This window comes from Paenibacillus sp. WC2504, from assembly GCF_052682475.1.
Map to the genome: position 1 here is coordinate 8092092 of NZ_JBQZFH010000001.1, position 15409 is coordinate 8107500.

Annotated in this window: 16 protein-coding genes and 2 rRNA genes (1 of these 18 running past the window's edge); 4 read left to right on the forward strand and 14 right to left on the reverse strand. The window is 46.6% G+C overall.

From position 1 onward, the window contains the following. The first annotated feature begins 243 nt into the window (after positions 1-243). Positions 244-987, forward strand: a complete 744-nt coding sequence (locus tag ACUN27_RS37040; RefSeq protein WP_445560570.1) for an ABC transporter ATP-binding protein — start codon at positions 244-246, stop codon at positions 985-987. After that, a complete protein-coding gene (locus ACUN27_RS37045; protein ID WP_326063472.1) occupies positions 984-2216 on the forward strand; it encodes an ABC transporter permease in 1233 nt (410 codons plus the stop codon). Before ACUN27_RS37040 ends, ACUN27_RS37045 begins: the two co-directional genes overlap by 4 nt. On the opposite strand, the gene ACUN27_RS37050 is transcribed toward ACUN27_RS37045, so the two are convergent. Both ACUN27_RS37050 and ACUN27_RS37055 read right to left on the reverse strand, forming a co-directional pair. Beyond that, positions 2202-2969 (reverse strand): TatD family hydrolase, encoded by a 768-nt coding sequence (locus tag ACUN27_RS37050; RefSeq protein ID WP_315955940.1) that lies wholly within the window; start codon positions 2967-2969, stop codon positions 2202-2204. The two genes, ACUN27_RS37045 and ACUN27_RS37050, sit on opposite strands and share 15 nt — an antisense overlap. A 27-nt stretch (positions 2970-2996) precedes the next feature. Continuing rightward, a complete protein-coding gene (locus ACUN27_RS37055) occupies positions 2997-4274 on the reverse strand; it encodes an HD domain-containing protein (RefSeq protein WP_445560571.1) in 1278 nt (425 codons plus the stop codon). A 371-nt stretch (positions 4275-4645) separates the two neighbouring features. On the opposite strand from ACUN27_RS37055, the gene ACUN27_RS37060 reads away from it, so the two are divergent. Continuing rightward, a complete protein-coding gene (locus tag ACUN27_RS37060) occupies positions 4646-4900 on the forward strand; it encodes an AbrB/MazE/SpoVT family DNA-binding domain-containing protein (protein WP_127457122.1) in 255 nt (84 codons plus the stop codon). A gap of 370 nt (positions 4901-5270) precedes the next feature. Here ACUN27_RS37060 and rsmI read toward each other — a convergent pair whose 3' ends face one another. From rsmI to ACUN27_RS37110, 10 genes are all read right to left on the reverse strand, one after another. Beyond that, positions 5271-6158: a 16S rRNA (cytidine(1402)-2'-O)-methyltransferase gene (gene rsmI / locus ACUN27_RS37065; protein ID WP_445560572.1), complete on the reverse strand. Its 888-nt coding sequence runs from the start codon at positions 6156-6158 to the stop codon at positions 5271-5273. Positions 6159-6212: 54 nt separating this feature from the next. Beyond that, positions 6213-6968: a tRNA1(Val) (adenine(37)-N6)-methyltransferase gene (locus tag ACUN27_RS37070; RefSeq protein ID WP_315955938.1), complete on the reverse strand. Its 756-nt coding sequence runs from the start codon at positions 6966-6968 to the stop codon at positions 6213-6215. A gap of 82 nt (positions 6969-7050) precedes the next feature. Further along, the gene (yabA, locus tag ACUN27_RS37075; RefSeq protein ID WP_127457119.1) at positions 7051-7392 is read right to left on the reverse strand and encodes a DNA replication initiation control protein YabA; all 342 of its coding nucleotides are present in this window, start codon (positions 7390-7392) and stop codon (positions 7051-7053) included. 59 nt (positions 7393-7451) lie between these two features. After that, complete coding sequence (locus tag ACUN27_RS37080; RefSeq protein ID WP_127457118.1) at positions 7452-8255, reverse strand: PSP1 domain-containing protein; 804 nt, start codon at positions 8253-8255, stop codon at positions 7452-7454. A gap of 1 nt (position 8256) precedes the next feature. Next, positions 8257-9234: a DNA polymerase III subunit delta' gene (gene holB / locus ACUN27_RS37085; RefSeq protein WP_326063477.1), complete on the reverse strand. Its 978-nt coding sequence runs from the start codon at positions 9232-9234 to the stop codon at positions 8257-8259. A gap of 16 nt (positions 9235-9250) precedes the next feature. Continuing rightward, a complete protein-coding gene (locus tag ACUN27_RS37090; RefSeq protein ID WP_315955936.1) occupies positions 9251-9697 on the reverse strand; it encodes a YaaR family protein in 447 nt (148 codons plus the stop codon). Between the two features lie 33 nt (positions 9698-9730). Then, positions 9731-10060, reverse strand: a complete 330-nt coding sequence (locus ACUN27_RS37095) for a cyclic-di-AMP receptor (RefSeq protein ID WP_079417169.1) — start codon at positions 10058-10060, stop codon at positions 9731-9733. Positions 10061-10123: 63 nt separating this feature from the next. Continuing rightward, positions 10124-10780, reverse strand: coding sequence for a dTMP kinase (gene tmk / locus ACUN27_RS37100; RefSeq protein WP_445560573.1), 657 nt, complete (start codon positions 10778-10780; stop codon positions 10124-10126). 40 nt (positions 10781-10820) lie between these two features. Beyond that, the gene (locus ACUN27_RS37105) at positions 10821-12332 is read right to left on the reverse strand and encodes an aminotransferase class I/II-fold pyridoxal phosphate-dependent enzyme (protein WP_445560574.1); all 1512 of its coding nucleotides are present in this window, start codon (positions 12330-12332) and stop codon (positions 10821-10823) included. A 95-nt stretch (positions 12333-12427) separates the two neighbouring features. Further along, positions 12428-12628 (reverse strand): sigma factor G inhibitor Gin, encoded by a 201-nt coding sequence (locus ACUN27_RS37110; RefSeq protein WP_315955933.1) that lies wholly within the window; start codon positions 12626-12628, stop codon positions 12428-12430. Positions 12629-12761: 133 nt separating this feature from the next. Here ACUN27_RS37110 and ACUN27_RS37115 point away from each other — a divergent pair, with 133 nt between their 5' ends. Then, positions 12762-13289 (forward strand): hypothetical protein, encoded by a 528-nt coding sequence (locus ACUN27_RS37115; RefSeq protein ID WP_315955932.1) that lies wholly within the window; start codon positions 12762-12764, stop codon positions 13287-13289. A gap of 523 nt (positions 13290-13812) precedes the next feature. Here ACUN27_RS37115 and rrf read toward each other — a convergent pair. Together rrf and ACUN27_RS37125 are read right to left on the reverse strand one after the other, a co-directional pair. After that, positions 13813-13929 (reverse strand): 5S ribosomal RNA (gene rrf, locus ACUN27_RS37120). A gap of 70 nt (positions 13930-13999) precedes the next feature. Beyond that, a 23S ribosomal RNA gene (locus tag ACUN27_RS37125) occupies positions 14000-15409 on the reverse strand; it runs 1508 nt beyond the window's last position.

Sequence of the window (15409 nt, forward strand, 5' to 3'; positions counted from 1 at the left end):
CGCTGTTAATCTCTGCCTGTAAAGGGATTAACACCTACTAAAAAGGGCTAAATCGATTAAAAATAGCTTATTTTCAAGATAAAACCACCTTTTATCTACATTTAACTCATTATAACGTACGAATACTAAGTTTCTTCGTGTTTTCACTCTTAAACTAGGCTTCGAATCTAAATTTGTTTATAATTATCAGGTATGAAACCTATGTATAAATTCCAATAATTAGATATTTAGGGAGGCACTGAGATGGGTCCCATATTACAAGTTGACGCTTTATTCGGGGGATATTTACCAAATAAACCTGTTCTTCACGACCTCACATTTTCCATCCGTCAGGGTGAAATGATGGGATTAATCGGACTGAATGGCGCAGGAAAAAGTACGACCATCAAGAACATCCTTGGATTGCTTCAACCGCAAAGGGGTTCAATTAAAATTAACGGTTTGACGTTAGCCGAAGATCCGCTGCCTTACCATGCCACTTACGCTTATGTGCCCGAAAGTCCAGAGCTATATGAAGAGCTTACGATTCGCGAGCATCTGGAGTTAACCGCCATGGCTTACGGCTTAACGAAAGATGACTATCTCTCCCGCTCTCAAGCGCTGCTCGAGCAGTTTCACATGCAGGACAAGCTTAACTCTTTCGCAAGCCATTTATCCAAAGGGATGAAGCAAAAGGTCATGATCATGAATGCGTTCCTGATCGAACCTTCCCTCTACATCATTGATGAGCCTTTTCTCGGGCTCGATCCGCTGGCTATCCGCTCATTACTGGAGTTGATGGTCAAAATGAAGCGACGCGGCGCGTCATTTCTCATATCCTCGCATATTTTGTCTACGATTGAAAAATATTGCGATAACTATGTCGTCCTTCACAAAGGACATATGGTCGCTCAAGGCGATTTAGTCGAATTGCGTCAGCAGACAGGGCTCCAGCAAGCGTCATTGGACGACATCTTTTATAAACTTGTAAAAGGAGAATTAGTATGAAGGCGATGGACATGGATACCCGTGCCCTATGGCAGAAGAGATTTGAGCATTATATGAAGGAATCCATGGGTTACCTGCAGTATGCAGCGCGCAGCAATTTTTTCGGCTTCCTGCTATTTCTTGTCATCCTTTCTTCCTATTATTATGCAAAAATACTACAGCGCCTTCCGACAGATTATCCCTATCTGTGGATCGTCCTTTTGCTGCTGGTACCATTGTTAGCCTCAAGCCCCATTCGCACGCTAGCTAGAAGCGCAGACCGTATGTTTCTACTGCGCGTTGAACATCAGATGGGTCCTTACTTCCGCGGCGGATTCATGTACAGCCTAGTGCTGCAAGCATTCTGGACATTTCTGGCATGGGTTGTCCTATGGCCCTTGTATCATCACTGCCTAGGCCGCGATGAGCAGCATTTCTTATGGATGCTTGCTTTGCTTCTATTAATGAAGGTAGGCCATTTATTGGCCAGCTGGCAAGAAAGCCGATTTACTAATGAGCGCGCAAGAAGGATTTCCGTTAGCTTCCGCTGGCTGGCAACAGTTGTCCTGATTTCTCTGCAATTTCTGACAAGCGTCCTCTGGGCAAGCGGAGCTGCTCTTGTACTTACACTGGCTTGGTTAACTGCTACGCATTACGTATCCAAATACTACATCGGGTGGGATTATCTCATTGCGAAGGAAAGGCAGCAGCAAGCGCGATTATATGCCTTTTTCAACTGGTTCGTGGATGTTCCGCAATTGGGAACACGAATAGCCCGCCGAAGCTGGATCAGCGGGGTCACAAGATTTATTCCTTTTAAACAAGATGCTGCCTATCTCTACATATATATGAAAACATTTCTACGTACGGAGCTATTCGCGATTGTCTTACGTATATCCTTACTGGGCACATTAGCCATCGCCGTTTCAAGCAGCAGCACAGCGAGACTGCTCATCTTCTTCATCGCTTTGATCATTTCCATGGTTCAACTTACGCCACTTGAGCGTTCACACCGCTATACCTTTTGGCTCGACATGTACCCGCTTAACCGGCAGTTGAAAGCCGGCTCCTTAGCCTTCATCATTTGGTCAGCCTTGCTGCTAGAGTTATGTATGCTTTCGATTCCGTTCATGATTCGATCTTCACTTATCTACATAGTCGTGCCGCTCATCGGCTTCCTCTTTATCTCACTCACCTGTGGAGTATTTCTACGACGAAAATTTGCAAAGAATGCTTTACTTGAGACCTAACAAGGCAATGGCGTTGTTTGTCGTTATTTCTGCAAGTTCTTCCAGACTTATGCCCTTAATTTCCGCGGCGGTTTCGGCCACCAACCGAACATAAGCCGATTCATTGCGCTTGCCGCGGAAAGGATGCGGGGTCAAGTAAGGAGCGTCCGTCTCTATGAGTAAGCGGTCCAAAGGAACCTGCGCGAGCACTTCCTTGGGTTGTTTTGCATTTTTGAAAGTGACAGGTCCCCCAAAGGAAATATGGAAATTCATATCCAAACACTGCTTGGCCGTCTCCCAGCTCCCCGAAAAGCAATGCATGATCCCCCCGACTTCAGCTGCTTTCTCTTCTTTTAAAATGGTCAAAATATCCTGATGCGCATCCCGGTTATGAATCACAATCGGCATTTGAAGCTTGCGCGCCAACCTGATTTGCTCCCGGAAAACTCGCTGCTGTACTTCTTTAGGCGATTTATCCCAATAGTAATCAAGTCCGATTTCGCCGATTGCCACCACTTTTTCGTGTTGACACAGCGATTCGATCCATTCCAAATCTCCCGGCATCATGTCAATCGCATCGACAGGGTGCCACCCCACTGTTGTATAGATAAAATCATATTTTTCAGCAAGAGCTATTGAACTAGGAATTGTCTCTCGGTTAAAGCCAACATTCACCATTCTAGTAACACCGGCTTCACGAGCCCGTTGTATAACCTCGTCCTGATCTTCCTGAAATTGTTCTGCATTTAAATGAGTATGTGAGTCTGTTAGCATGTTCTTCTCCTTACTTCCTCTTATGTATTATTCCTGCTCGCCTAGCATCTCCCATAGCTCCGGATATTCAGAAGCATTCAGACGCTCAAGCAACTCCTCCGGGTAATAAACATGATGCTTACCCATTTGAAAGCCGCTAATCGACTGAACGATCTCCGAGCGGTGGGTGATTTCGGTCAGCGTCTCTTTATGATCCAAAAGCAGAATCGGCAAATTATCCTCCGTCTCCCCCGGCCTGTACACATCATAGGATTGATTCGACGGGAAATCAATTTCCATGTAATAGATTGGATCGAGCCCAACCTCGGCCATTACTTTCTCCATAAGCTGAACCATTCGCTGATTCGACTCATCAAAGGTACTGTATTTATACAATTTGCGGTCTAAGAATCGTTTGCACATATCAGCAAGGATAGGATCCTTTTCGCTCATCCAAAACGTTAACATCGCCTGCATCACAGATTCGTCGAGAAGTAAATAATCCTCAAGTGAAATCTTATTCTGAATCAGATGCAGGATCGGATCTGTCATAAAACCAAACGTATAGTTATCTTCATATAAATGTTTGGCGCGCGCAAAGATTTTGTGCAGCAGAATTTCCGCACTCCGAGTCACTGGATGGAAATAGACCTGCCAATACATCTGATAGCGTGACATTAAATAATCTTCTACAGCATGCATACCGCTTTCTTTAACGACAATATGCCCACGATAGGGCCGAATAACTCGGAGAATACGTTCCAGATCGAACGTCCCGTAATTAACACCCGTGAAATACGCATCTCTCAACAGGTAGTCCATCCGATCGGCGTCCAATTGAGACGACACCAGGCTTACAACAATTTCTTCATTGTAGGATTTGCAAATGACTCCCGCCACTTTTTTGGGGAAATCAGGTGAGACCCGGCTCAAAACTTTATTGACCTCCGTATCCCCCAACACAATTTTACAAGACCAATCCTCATGTCGGGTTCCAAAAGCCTTCTCAATGGAATGGGAGAAAGGCCCATGCCCCAAATCGTGCAAGAGTGCCGCACAAAGACAGATCAAACGCTCTTCCTTCGGCCAATCTTCATATTGGTTGCGTTCGAATTGGGAAATAATTTTGCGCGTGATCTCGTACACACCAAGCGAGTGCGAGAAACGGCTATGCTCGGCCCCATGAAAAGTTAAATAAGAGGTTCCTAACTGCCGGATGCGACGCAGCCTCTGGAACTCTCGCGTATTAATCAAATCCCAGATCGTGTTATCCTGCACGTAAATGTATTTATGAACGGGATCTTTAAAAACCTTCTCTTCCTTCATTCAATCACAACCTCTCTTTATTAAAATTCTACATCTTTTCGACATTTCACACCATCATGTCGACACATATGTCGTAATTTGTCGAATTTACTAATACCAATTTTTCATTGCTTTCATCCACTTAATTAGATTGGTTAAATCCACCTTTTCTCACATCAAATAGTAATATATTATTTACAAATCCTTATTCTACTTGGCTTTTCCTCTCTTTTCAGATGTGATCAGATTTCAAAAAAATATTGCTTCCGGGCCCAAACTAGCGAAAATATGGTTGACTATTTTGGGAATGGTTGGTATCATTAGTTTAAGAGATATGTCGAAACATGACGATATTGATAAAATTTTTATAAAATCGAAAGGGGTTTATATATATGATGAAATCTACGGGCATTGTAAGAAAAGTTGACGAATTGGGGCGTGTCGTTATTCCAATTGAACTTCGCCGTACACTTGGAATTGGCGAGAAAGACGCTCTTGAAATTTACGTAGATGGCGAGCGTATCATGCTTAAGAAATATGAGCCTGCTTGTATCTTCTGTGGCAACGCTGAAGGCGTCTCTTACTTTAAGGGAAAAATTGTTTGTCATATTTGTTTAGCGGAAATGCCAACACCTGTGACAAAATAAGAAAAATAGTATATAATAGAAGTAGCACTTATCCTATTGGTAATTCTAACCTTTTTCATATCTCCTCTAATCTCTAATTTGTTGGCTTCGGCCACGGATTAGAGATCTTTTTTTGTCTGGACTTCTTCCGCAGCGCGGACCCTGGCACTGACCCCACACCCACGGAGCAAAGATGAGAGAACTATGATCCGCTATTTCGCAAATCAGACTCGATAACCGTCTAACTTAAGCAAAATAACGCCCTATAGTTCCCCTTCAAGTGCTAAACACGAGTTTTGCCCTCACTTAGCGGCTTGTAGTTCCCTCAAAGAAGTAACGCTAGTAACTTTACAGCACTCCAGTCAGCCAACACGTTACACCGCCCGAGCGCTTAGCGCTCAAGCAATGCGTTGTAAACATCCCGCTTGGATAGTCCACGATCGCTCGCAACCTGCTTCATCGCTTCCTTTCGGTCACTGCCCTGCCCCTCATAGTGCTCGACATGCTCGCTAAGCGACATCGCCTCCCACCAACCGTCGGCGGCTTCTTTGGCGCTCTCTGCCGACGCACCTTCAGCGATCACGCAGTACTCGCCCTGTGGCGGGTGCTGCGCGAGATGCTCGAGGCACTCGGCAATCGTGCCCCGCAGAAACTCCTCGTACCGCTTCGTCAGCTCGCGGGCGAGACACACCCGGCGCTCCGGCCCCCACACTTCCGCCATGCGGGCAAGTGTTTTGTCGACGCGGTGCGGCGATTCATAGAACAGCAGCGTGTCCTGCACGTGCTGCAGCCGTTCCAACACCTTCGTCTGATCCTTTTTCTCCCGGGGGAGAAATCCGACGAAGGCAAACCGCTCTGTCGGCAGGCCTGATGCAATCAGCGCCGACAGGGCCGCATTCGCGCCGGGAACAGGCACCACCGGCGCGCCCTGCTCTACGGCCATCCTCACCAGGTCATAACCTGGATCGGAGATGGCCGGAAGTCCGGCATCGCTGACTAACGCGATGCTTTGACCTTCAAGCAGCAAGCGGACGAGTTCGGGGCCGCTTGCCTGCTTGTTGTGTTCGTGATAGCTGACGATTCGCGTAGCGATTTCGAAGTGCGTCAGCAGCTTGCGGGTTTGCCGCGTATCTTCGGCGGCAATCAGGTTCACTTCCTTGAGGATGCGAACCGCCCGAAAGGTCATGTCTTCGAGGTTGCCGATCGGTGTGGCAACCAGGTAGAGCGTACCCGAGGTGTTTCCGTCCTCGCGATAACTTTTTTGCACATTTATGCCCACGGTTTGTCCCTCTTCACTTTAGTCATATGCTTCCATATACCCTAATATTTATTTTTATGAAAACTCTAAGGAAGCTCTGCCCCCATAATAAATTTCCTTCAATTCCTTACAGTACTCCTGGTTCTCGTCATAAACAATGAGCGGAGGCAGTGTACGAACTTCCGGTTTGCCATCCTTCATTCCCTCAATTAGCACCATCATCGCCTCTTCCCCAGCGCGTGCGTGCACGTAGCGAATTCTTTTCGGCTCCAGACGGTAGCTCCTCATTAAACTGATAATATCAACCAAGCGCGTTGCCCGGTGAACCATGGCTACTTTACCGCCTGCTTTGACCAGCTTCGCACACGCAGCAATTACATCCTCCAAGTTACAGTGGATTTCATGACGCGCTGCCGCAAAATGCTCATTCACGTTCTGCTCCCCATTTGGAACAGGCAGATAAGGCGGATTCACTGTTACAGCATCGAATTGGCCGTGGCCTAAAGTGCCATGAATCGTCTTTAAATCGCCTTGTATCATATGCAGTCTTTCGCCCAAATCATTTAGCAAAGCGTTGCGAACCGCCATATCCGCAAGTCTCTCCTGGATTTCGACGCCCCAAATATCTGCCTTAGTTCGAGTAGATAAGAGCAGCGGCACCACACCGTTGCCTGTACATAAGTCGATAACCCGCCCTTTCGGCGGCAAACTGCAAAATCGGCCAAGCAGGACAGCATCCATCGAAAAGCTGAACACTTCCTCGCTTTGAATTATTTTTAAATCATACGTTAATAAATCATCAATTCTTTCAGTCGGTCGTAAAGGCACCATACGTTGTTCTTCATTTCCTTTCTAATTCTCGCTCATCTATGGAAAAAAACCGTAAGGCATAAACCCCTACGGTCAAACACACTTATTTATTTAAAAAGGATAAGCAAAACAAACAATCTCCCTCGGTCCGAAGGTGTCCATAATACACATTGCATATGTGAAATCCTTCATTGTACAAGCGGGTCAAATTATCATATCCGGCTCCCGGTAACGAAACCGTTTCCTCCGCCTCTCCGACAGGCTGTTCGACCGTCGTCTCCTCTTGTCGAATCAACTTGCGCAGTTGCTGATTTTCTATGCTTAGTCTCTTATTTTCTTCGATGAGTATAATGATTTGTTTCTTTAAGGCACCCAACTCGGCATAAGTGGCACCCATTCGTTCTTCGATCCCATCTATTTGTCCAAAAATATCCTGTTTATCCACGCTTTCACCTCTAGTGCCATGCATGCTTACTGGCCAGCGCCTCCTTGGATCCTTTGCCGCTACTCTTGTTCAACTACATCATCGAAAGGTAAATCAAGTGCTTTACCAAGGTCGAATAATTGAACCTTCGCGGTACGCTCACTGATATTTAACCCTAGTACTTTACCATTACCAAAAGAAGTGATCACATGCCTTCCAACGGTTGGCAGAGAGTCCTTCGCACTTTCATAATTATCATGTTCGTACTTCAAGCAGCACATTAACCGGCCGCATAAACCCGAAATCTTCGTCGGATTGAGCGATAAATTCTGATCTTTGGCCATCTTGATGGATACCGGTTCAAAATCACCTAAAAACGATGAACAGCATAGAATCCGCCCACACGGACCAATACCGCCTAACATTTTGGCTTCATCCCGCACGCCAATTTGACGCAGTTCGATTCTTGTCCGGAAAATGCTCGCCAAATCTTTCACGAGTTCCCGGAAATCAACGCGCCCCTCAGCTGTAAAATAAAAAATAATTTTATTGCGGTCAAAGGTATACTCTACGTCCACAAGCTTCATCTTAAGACTATGATCTCTAATCTTGTCGTGGCACGTTTGGAAGGCATCTTTGGCTGCTTTCTTATTCTCTTCAACCAAGTCAGCATCCGAATCATCCGCGATGCGAATGACCTTTTTGAGTGGAAGAACGACATCATTTTCTTTGACAATCTTCTTGCCCACTACGACTTTGCCATATTCCACACCGCGAGCGGTTTCAACAATAACGGCACTTTCTTGCTCAATCGGCAAATCGATTGGATCAAAATAATATATTTTACCCGCTTTTTTGAAGCGGACCCCTACAACCGAATACATCTTACACCCCCTGCATCTCCACGAGCATTTTCTCTATAACCAGCTGAGAGTTGGCGTTGAAGCGCAGTCGCTTTTGTAAATCTACGGCTTGCTCCATCATACGCACCCAGACTGAGACATCCCGGCTGAACGCTAGGGAGCTCATCCAGTCTAGCTGGTCATTATATACAAGCCTGTCCCTGCGCTCAAGGCGCAGTTGCACCATATCTTTAAACCAGAGAATCAACAAATCGAAAAGACTCGACATGTGTTCTGCAAGTTCTGATTTCACAATTCGTTGCTGAACCGTAATCATAGAAGTAGGAAAACGTGTGAGCGTCTCCTTCGCTAATTGTAACATTACGGTTCTCATTTCTGCAAACCAATTCGCACCGATTAACTCCCTGGCTGCTTGTAATCCTGCCGTTAAATGTGCTGCAGGCTGCACAAGAGCAGCTGGAAATCCTTCTTCCAACAGCGCCAGCACCATTTGCTCACGGGCCATCGGAGTGAATTGAATCCACTGTGCCCTCGACTGAATCGTTGGTAATAAGGCGTTTCCATTCTCCGTGATGAGAATAGCCACGACTCGGGAAGTTGGTTCTTCTAAAAATTTCAAAAGGCTATTTGCTGCCTGTACGGTCATTTTCTCTGCATGGTGCAGAATATATATTTTCGTGCCGGAAGCTGTCGCACGGTAAGCAAATTCCTTCTGAAGCTCCCGAATTTGCTCAATCTTGATTGAGGCGCCTTCAGGTGCAACGATATGCAGATCGGGATGATTGCTGTGCTCCACCTTGCGGCACTCCAAGCACTCACCGCAAGCGTCATCCGTTCCGTGCTGACAATAAATCGCTTTCGCCAAGGCTATTGCCATTTCGGAACGCCCTGTCCCAACAGGCCCGCTAAATATATAGGCGTGTGACAGCTTGTCTTGTCGCAGCCCGTTCTGCAGAAGTTGCTTTGCCGCTGCTTGCCCCGGTATGGTCTGGAAGGACATTCGCTATGGCACCATCCTAAAATAACAAGTTAATCAACATACCCCGGATTTCTCCGATTTTTTGCAAAATCTCAATACGACCTTGCTCGCTCTCCAGCAATTCATCCGCTAACGTGAGGAGCTCTTGATCGATTTCTTCCAAAAGCTTGTATCGCTTCGAACGGCCGCGACGATCCCAGCCCTTTGTATCTCGCAAATTGACACCTCGGCGAGCCGTCTCCTCCAGGAATTGTTTAATCAACAATTTATACTGGAGAAGCTCTCTTACGGTCATCCCCCGTGAAAGACGGTCGCCTTGCAGCGTAATCTGCTGCACCATTTTGGACAATTGCTCCTGCGTAAATTTCTCATCCTGCTGCTGCATTATGTCAGAGAAATTCCGGGGGGCCATCTGTGGCGGCGGTACGTTCTCATTCACTTTGACGTTCTTCCCAATGGGCTGCCACCCCGGATTAATTTTCAAGACGCATCCATCCTTAATTAGGTCATCTATAATTTAGTAATGCTCGAAGCGTTCAACCGGCAATACGAATACCGCGGCTCCACCCACTTGGACTTCCACTGGGAAAGGAATATAAGAATCTGTCGTTCCTCCCATTGGAGAAACCGGTGTAACAAGCTGTTCCCGAATTTTGCAATTGGCGCGAATGACCTGCATGACCTCTTGCACTCTCTCATCTTCCGTACCGATCATGAAAGTCGTATTTCCTGCGCGTAGAAAACCGCCTGTACTTGCCAGCTTCGTAGCGCGAAATCCTTCTTTAATTAACGCATTGGAGAGACGGTTACTGTCCTTATCTTGTACAACAGCTACGACTAGTTTCATAGGGGTTGCCTCCTCTTATTATAAACTAAGAATGGATTCTCTGCTTCTCAAGGAAAAATGTTCCTAAGCAAAATGTTCCTCAAGCAAACGGTTACACTGGCTCCAAATATCTGCTGCAATCTCCTCTACACTGCGGTTAGCGTCAATCACTCTTACGCGCTCAGGATGATCGGATGCGATCTGGTGGAATCCTTCCCTTACCCGGCTGTGGTAATCCATATGTTTCTGTTCGATGCGATCCAGCTGTTCCGCTGCCGTTGTTGCGCCTGATGCTCTTTGATGCAATCGCGCCATACTGACTTCTACGGGAACATCCAGAATGAATGTTCGAGTCGCTTGTAAGCTTGAGCTTGCATAGCATGAAATCGCTTTGACTTGCTCAACATCCAAGCCTAATCCGTATCCCTGATACGCAACACTTGCATCAATGAAACGATCGCACAGGACAATGCGCCCAGCTTCTAGTGCCGGCAAAATTAACTGATGCACATGCTGCGCTCGGGATGCCGCGTATAGCAGCACTTCCGCTTGATCGACCATTTCTTCATTCACAGGATCAAGAATAATACTGCGAATCTTATCGCTGATTGCTGTTCCCCCTGGTTCTCTCGTCACCAGAACATCATGTCCTAATTTCTTAAGCTCTTCACCTAATTTCTTGAGCTGCGTCGTTTTTCCGGAACCGTCCGGTCCTTCAAAAGTAATGAAAATTCCGTTCACTCTTCCTCCTGCGTGCTGCTTTACCAGTCCATATAATAGTTTATGTGTATATCTTTAACTTGTGTGTCTGCCCAAATTCCGTACCTTGAAACTTGATTCCGTTTGCCGCTAATTGTAGTAAAGCCTCAGCCACGGTATCCTTAATAACTTCACCCGGGTATAGATAAGGAATTCCTGGTGGATACGGGATCACCATATCCGCAGAACGCTTTCCAACCGCATCCTCCACGCTTACCTGTCGATAAGCTTCCACTTCCCGCCCTTCTCTTGAGATTCCTCTCAGATCAAAAACAATTGGTGAAGAGATTTGTGTGTAGTAGGGTAATTTAAGTATATTCGAGATAGGCGCATGAAGTTCCTTCTTTTGTACTGGAACGTCCAAACAAATGTTGGATAACACGCCAGTAACCCTTTCTAAATCCGCTCGGCTCGTAGCCGGTGTGAAAACAAGCAACACATGACGGCCATCCGTCATTTCTACGTAAATGCCCTGCTCCTCTAATCTTTCCTTGAGCTCCGCTGCACTTAAAGTTTGTGTCGCATCACAAATGGCCACTTTAAAGGGATCCGCCGTCTCATATCCTTCACTTCGAGATAACGGGAATTCCTTAGGGAAGTAATGAAATCGGTTCATTTCGTCTAGTAGGGATCTAAATTCTTTAACAAGCGTAATCCCCCCCGACAGCCAGGCTTCCCCTTCCGTATGCATTCTTTTTCTCGCCAAATCTAAGGATGCCATGATCGGGTACGAAGGGCTTGAACTTTGCAGCATCCCCAAAAGCCGGCGAATCGCTTCCCTGTTCATACGCGGCCCCTTCAAATGAAGCATGGCTCCCATCGTCATCGCAGTAAGCATTTTATGCGTAGACTGCACGACTGCATCCGCTCCCTGCGACAGCGCAGAGGCTGGTACCTCCGGATGAAATCCGTAGTGAGCACCATGGGCCTCATCCACCAAAAGCATCTTCCCCTGTGCATGCATCAACTCGGCAAAAGGTGTTAAATTTACACCCATGCCATAATAGTTGGGATTAGTCAAAAATAAAGCATTTGCCTCCGGATATTGTTGCAACGCTTGTTTCACAGCTTCTATATGTACATTTGTCGCAACACCCGTTTGCGGATCAATGAAAGGTGAAATGAACACAGCTCTCGCTCCTGCCAACATTAACCCGTGAATAACCGATTTATGTACATTTCTTTGGACAAGAATGACATCGCCCCTCTCACAGACGGCTGAAATCATGGCGATATTCCCCACCGTACTGCCACCAATGAGGAAGTGGGATTCCTCTGCCCCAAAGCAAGCTGCGGCTAACTGTTCCGCCTCCATAATGACACCCTCTGCATGATGCAAATCATCCAGACCTGTTATTTCCGTAAAATCAATTGACATTATATGCTCAAAAAAGGGTACCCCTTCATCCAATAACCCCTGACCCGATTTGTGGCCTGGTACATGCAGACTTACCGGATTTTTAGCTTGATGAGCTACCATTGCTTCATATAGTGGTGCTTTGAACTGTTTCTCTGAATTGTAATTGCTGCTCATGCGAATAGACTCCTTGAACTTTCTACTTACTACCCTTATAGTAGTGGATTGAAGCAGAAAAAACAAAAAAGCTTCCAGACAGAAGCTTCTCTCATTTAGTTCATATATTGTTTTGAGTTCCCCATGTAAAAAGCTTTTTTCATCTGTTTGACGAAGAATGGATATTTCTGATCGCTCACATTCGTTTTGACGATTTCACCGCTGCACTCATCACAAATGAAAGCTGTAATAATATGAATGCCGCCATTTCGCTGCTGCTCACAGATCATACATATCCCAATTCGGTTCTCCTCCATATGATCACCCCATGTACTTTTACTACTAGTATATCCGAATCTCGATTCTCCTAAACTAGCTAAACGCTCATATCTTGGAAGGAATATGCCGATATTACCTCTATATCAGGTTAACCGGCTTACGGAGGTCATCATGTCAACAAAACAGGAACCAAATCTCTCCAAACAATCTACTATTTATAGTTATACTTTAGTGAAGCGCATTTATCATTCTTTGTATAAAAGGATTCTTTACTTCCTGATTCTCGCTTTGGCCTTATTCTTCAAATTTGACCCCGCAAACTGGCTCCCATTGATAGTCAGCTATCCGCTCTTACTTGTGTTCCATACGCTGCTTGTTCGGGCTTATTTTCAATTCACCATAGGCATGGCCATGAGAGGTTGGTCCTATCGATGGGGAATTTTCTGGTGCGGCTCACTGCCGGATGGCCATGCGTCGGTTCGGTTAGTAGGCAAAGTACAGCTCCATCTATTCTGGATCGGTCTATCCCTTATTACGATCCTGTATCCCTGGATTCCGACTCCTTGGTTGATTTATTTCATGATCTTTCATATCTGGATGCTCATGCCGCGGCTTTGGATGCTGTTTCGATTCCGTCCTTATCGGAAAACTGGTTTAATGAAGATTTCTGAGAAAGAAACTTCTTGTTATTTGCAATAAAAAATAGACCTGTACTTTCTACAGAAACTGTAAAAAGTGCAGGTTTTTTGAATGCTTTGATGTAATCCAACAAACCTTGATGTAAAAAGTGCAGGCATTTACGGTGGAATGACCCGTTTGGGTAGATTCTTGTCGAATTACCTGCACAAAATGCAGCTAATGGGCTGAGATAAGTCTGAGGCTGTTGATTTTGATGTACTTTCTGCAGCTGAGCAGCCTTTCGAGTTACTCTTCTCGAGAGTACGCGCATCTTGAGCAAGTTGGAACTACGTTCCGCTATTTCTGGAAAAATCTAGCGATTATCCTCTTCATGGAATTTACGATCCGCTATTTAATTTTGGCTAAAAGCCTGCTTTTTTTAGGTGAAATAAGGGCCAGCAGTTCCACTTAACTGTTAAGACCTGACAGAGGCCAAATCAGATCAAATAACGGCCTACAGTTCTCTTGTGGCGCTCCTTAGAATTGTCCTAGGAGATGCAAAAAAACCTTTCTGAGATTTCTCTCAAAAAGGTTCTTTATCTGTGCTTGGCAACGTTCTACTCTCCCAGAACCCTGCGGTTCAAGTACCATCGACGCTGGAGGGCTTAACGGTCGTGTTCGAGATGGGAACGCGTGGGTCCCCTCCGCCATCATCACCAAACAGTCAAAGCGTGTTTGCGCCTTGAAAACTAGATACGAAACTTGCGTAAAGGTTTGATTCTTAGGTTTATTTGGTTAAGCCCTCGACCGATTAGTATTCGTCAGCTGCATACGTTGCCGCACTTCCACCTCGAACCTATCAACCTCGTCGTCTACAAGGGGTCTTACATACTGGGAAATCTCATCTTGAGGGGGGCTTCGCGCTTAGATGCTTTCAGCGCTTATCCCCTCCGTACATAGCTACCCAGCGGTGCCTCTGGCGAGACAACTGGTACACCAGCGGTACGTCCATCCCGGTCCTCTCGTACTAAGGACAGCTCCTCTCAAATTTCCTACGCCCGCGACAGATAGGGACCGAACTGTCTCACGACGTTCTGAACCCAGCTCGCGTACCGCTTTAATGGGCGAACAGCCCAACCCTTGGGACCTACTTCAGCCCCAGGATGCGATGAGCCGACATCGAGGTGCCAAACCTCCCCGTCGATGTGGACTCTTGGGGGAGATAAGCCTGTTATCCCCAGGGTAGCTTTTATCCGTTGAGCGATGGCCCTTCCATTCGGTACCACCGGATCACTAAGTCCGACTTTCGTCCCTGCTCGACTTGTAGGTCTCGCAGTCAAGCTCCCTTATGCCTTTGCACTCTGCGAATGATTTCCAACCATTCTGAGGGAACCTTTAAACGCCTCCGTTACATTTTAGGAGGCGACCGCCCCAGTCAAACTGCCCACCTGACACTGTCCCCATACCGGATCACGGTACCAGGTTAGAACTCCGATACGATCAGGGTGGTATCCCAACGGCGCCTCCACCCAAGCTGGCGCTCAGGCTTCTAAGGCTCCCACCTATCCTGTACAGATCGTACCAAAGTCCAATATCAAGCTGCAGTAAAGCTCCATGGGGTCTTTCCGTCTTGTCGCGGGTAACCTGCATCTTCACAGGTATTAAAATTTCACCGGATCTCTCGTTGAGACAGCGCCCAAGTCGTTACGCCATTCGTGCGGGTCAGAATTTACCTGACAAGGAATTTCGCTACCTTAGGACCGTTATAGTTACGGCCGCCGTTTACTGGGGCTTCAATTCATAGCTTCGGGGTTACCCCCTAACCACTCCTCTTAACCTTCCAGCACCGGGCAGGCGTCAGCCCGTATACTTCGCCTTGCGGCTTCGCACAGACCTGTGTTTTTGCTAAACAGTCGCTTGGGCCTTTTCACTGCGGCCCCCTCGGGCTATTCACCCTACCGAGGCACCCCTTCTCCCGAAGTTACGGGGTCATTTTGCCGAGTTCCTTAACGAGAGTTCTTCCGCGCGCCTTAGAATTCTCTTCTCACCCACCTGTGTCGGTTTGCGGTACGGGCACCTTCGCCTGGCTAGAAGCTTTTCTTGGCAGTGTGAAATCATGACCTTCGGTACTTAAAGTTTCCCTCCCCATCACAGCCCAGCCTTACGGTTAGCGGATTTGCCTACTAACCAGCCTCACTGCT

Bases quoted from the DNA above. Each gene is read 5' to 3' on its own strand.
- ACUN27_RS37040 (WP_445560570.1), top strand. From the start codon at position 244: ATGGGTCCCATATTACAAGTTGACGCTTTATTCGGGGGATATTTACCA.
- ACUN27_RS37045 (WP_326063472.1), top strand. From the start codon at position 984: ATGAAGGCGATGGACATGGATACCCGTGCCCTATGGCAGAAGAGATTT.
- ACUN27_RS37050 (WP_315955940.1), bottom strand. From the start codon at position 2,969: ATGCTAACAGACTCACATACTCATTTAAATGCAGAACAATTTCAGGAA.
- ACUN27_RS37055 (WP_445560571.1), bottom strand. From the start codon at position 4,274: ATGAAGGAAGAGAAGGTTTTTAAAGATCCCGTTCATAAATACATTTAC.
- ACUN27_RS37060 (WP_127457122.1), top strand. From the start codon at position 4,646: ATGATGAAATCTACGGGCATTGTAAGAAAAGTTGACGAATTGGGGCGT.
- ACUN27_RS37070 (WP_315955938.1), bottom strand. From the start codon at position 6,968: ATGGTGCCTTTACGACCGACTGAAAGAATTGATGATTTATTAACGTAT.
- ACUN27_RS37080 (WP_127457118.1), bottom strand. From the start codon at position 8,255: ATGTATTCGGTTGTAGGGGTCCGCTTCAAAAAAGCGGGTAAAATATAT.
- holB (WP_326063477.1), bottom strand. From the start codon at position 9,234: ATGTCCTTCCAGACCATACCGGGGCAAGCAGCGGCAAAGCAACTTCTG.
- ACUN27_RS37095 (WP_079417169.1), bottom strand. From the start codon at position 10,060: ATGAAACTAGTCGTAGCTGTTGTACAAGATAAGGACAGTAACCGTCTC.
- ACUN27_RS37105 (WP_445560574.1), bottom strand. From the start codon at position 12,332: ATGAGCAGCAATTACAATTCAGAGAAACAGTTCAAAGCACCACTATAT.
- ACUN27_RS37110 (WP_315955933.1), bottom strand. From the start codon at position 12,628: ATGGAGGAGAACCGAATTGGGATATGTATGATCTGTGAGCAGCAGCGA.
- ACUN27_RS37115 (WP_315955932.1), top strand. From the start codon at position 12,762: ATGTCAACAAAACAGGAACCAAATCTCTCCAAACAATCTACTATTTAT.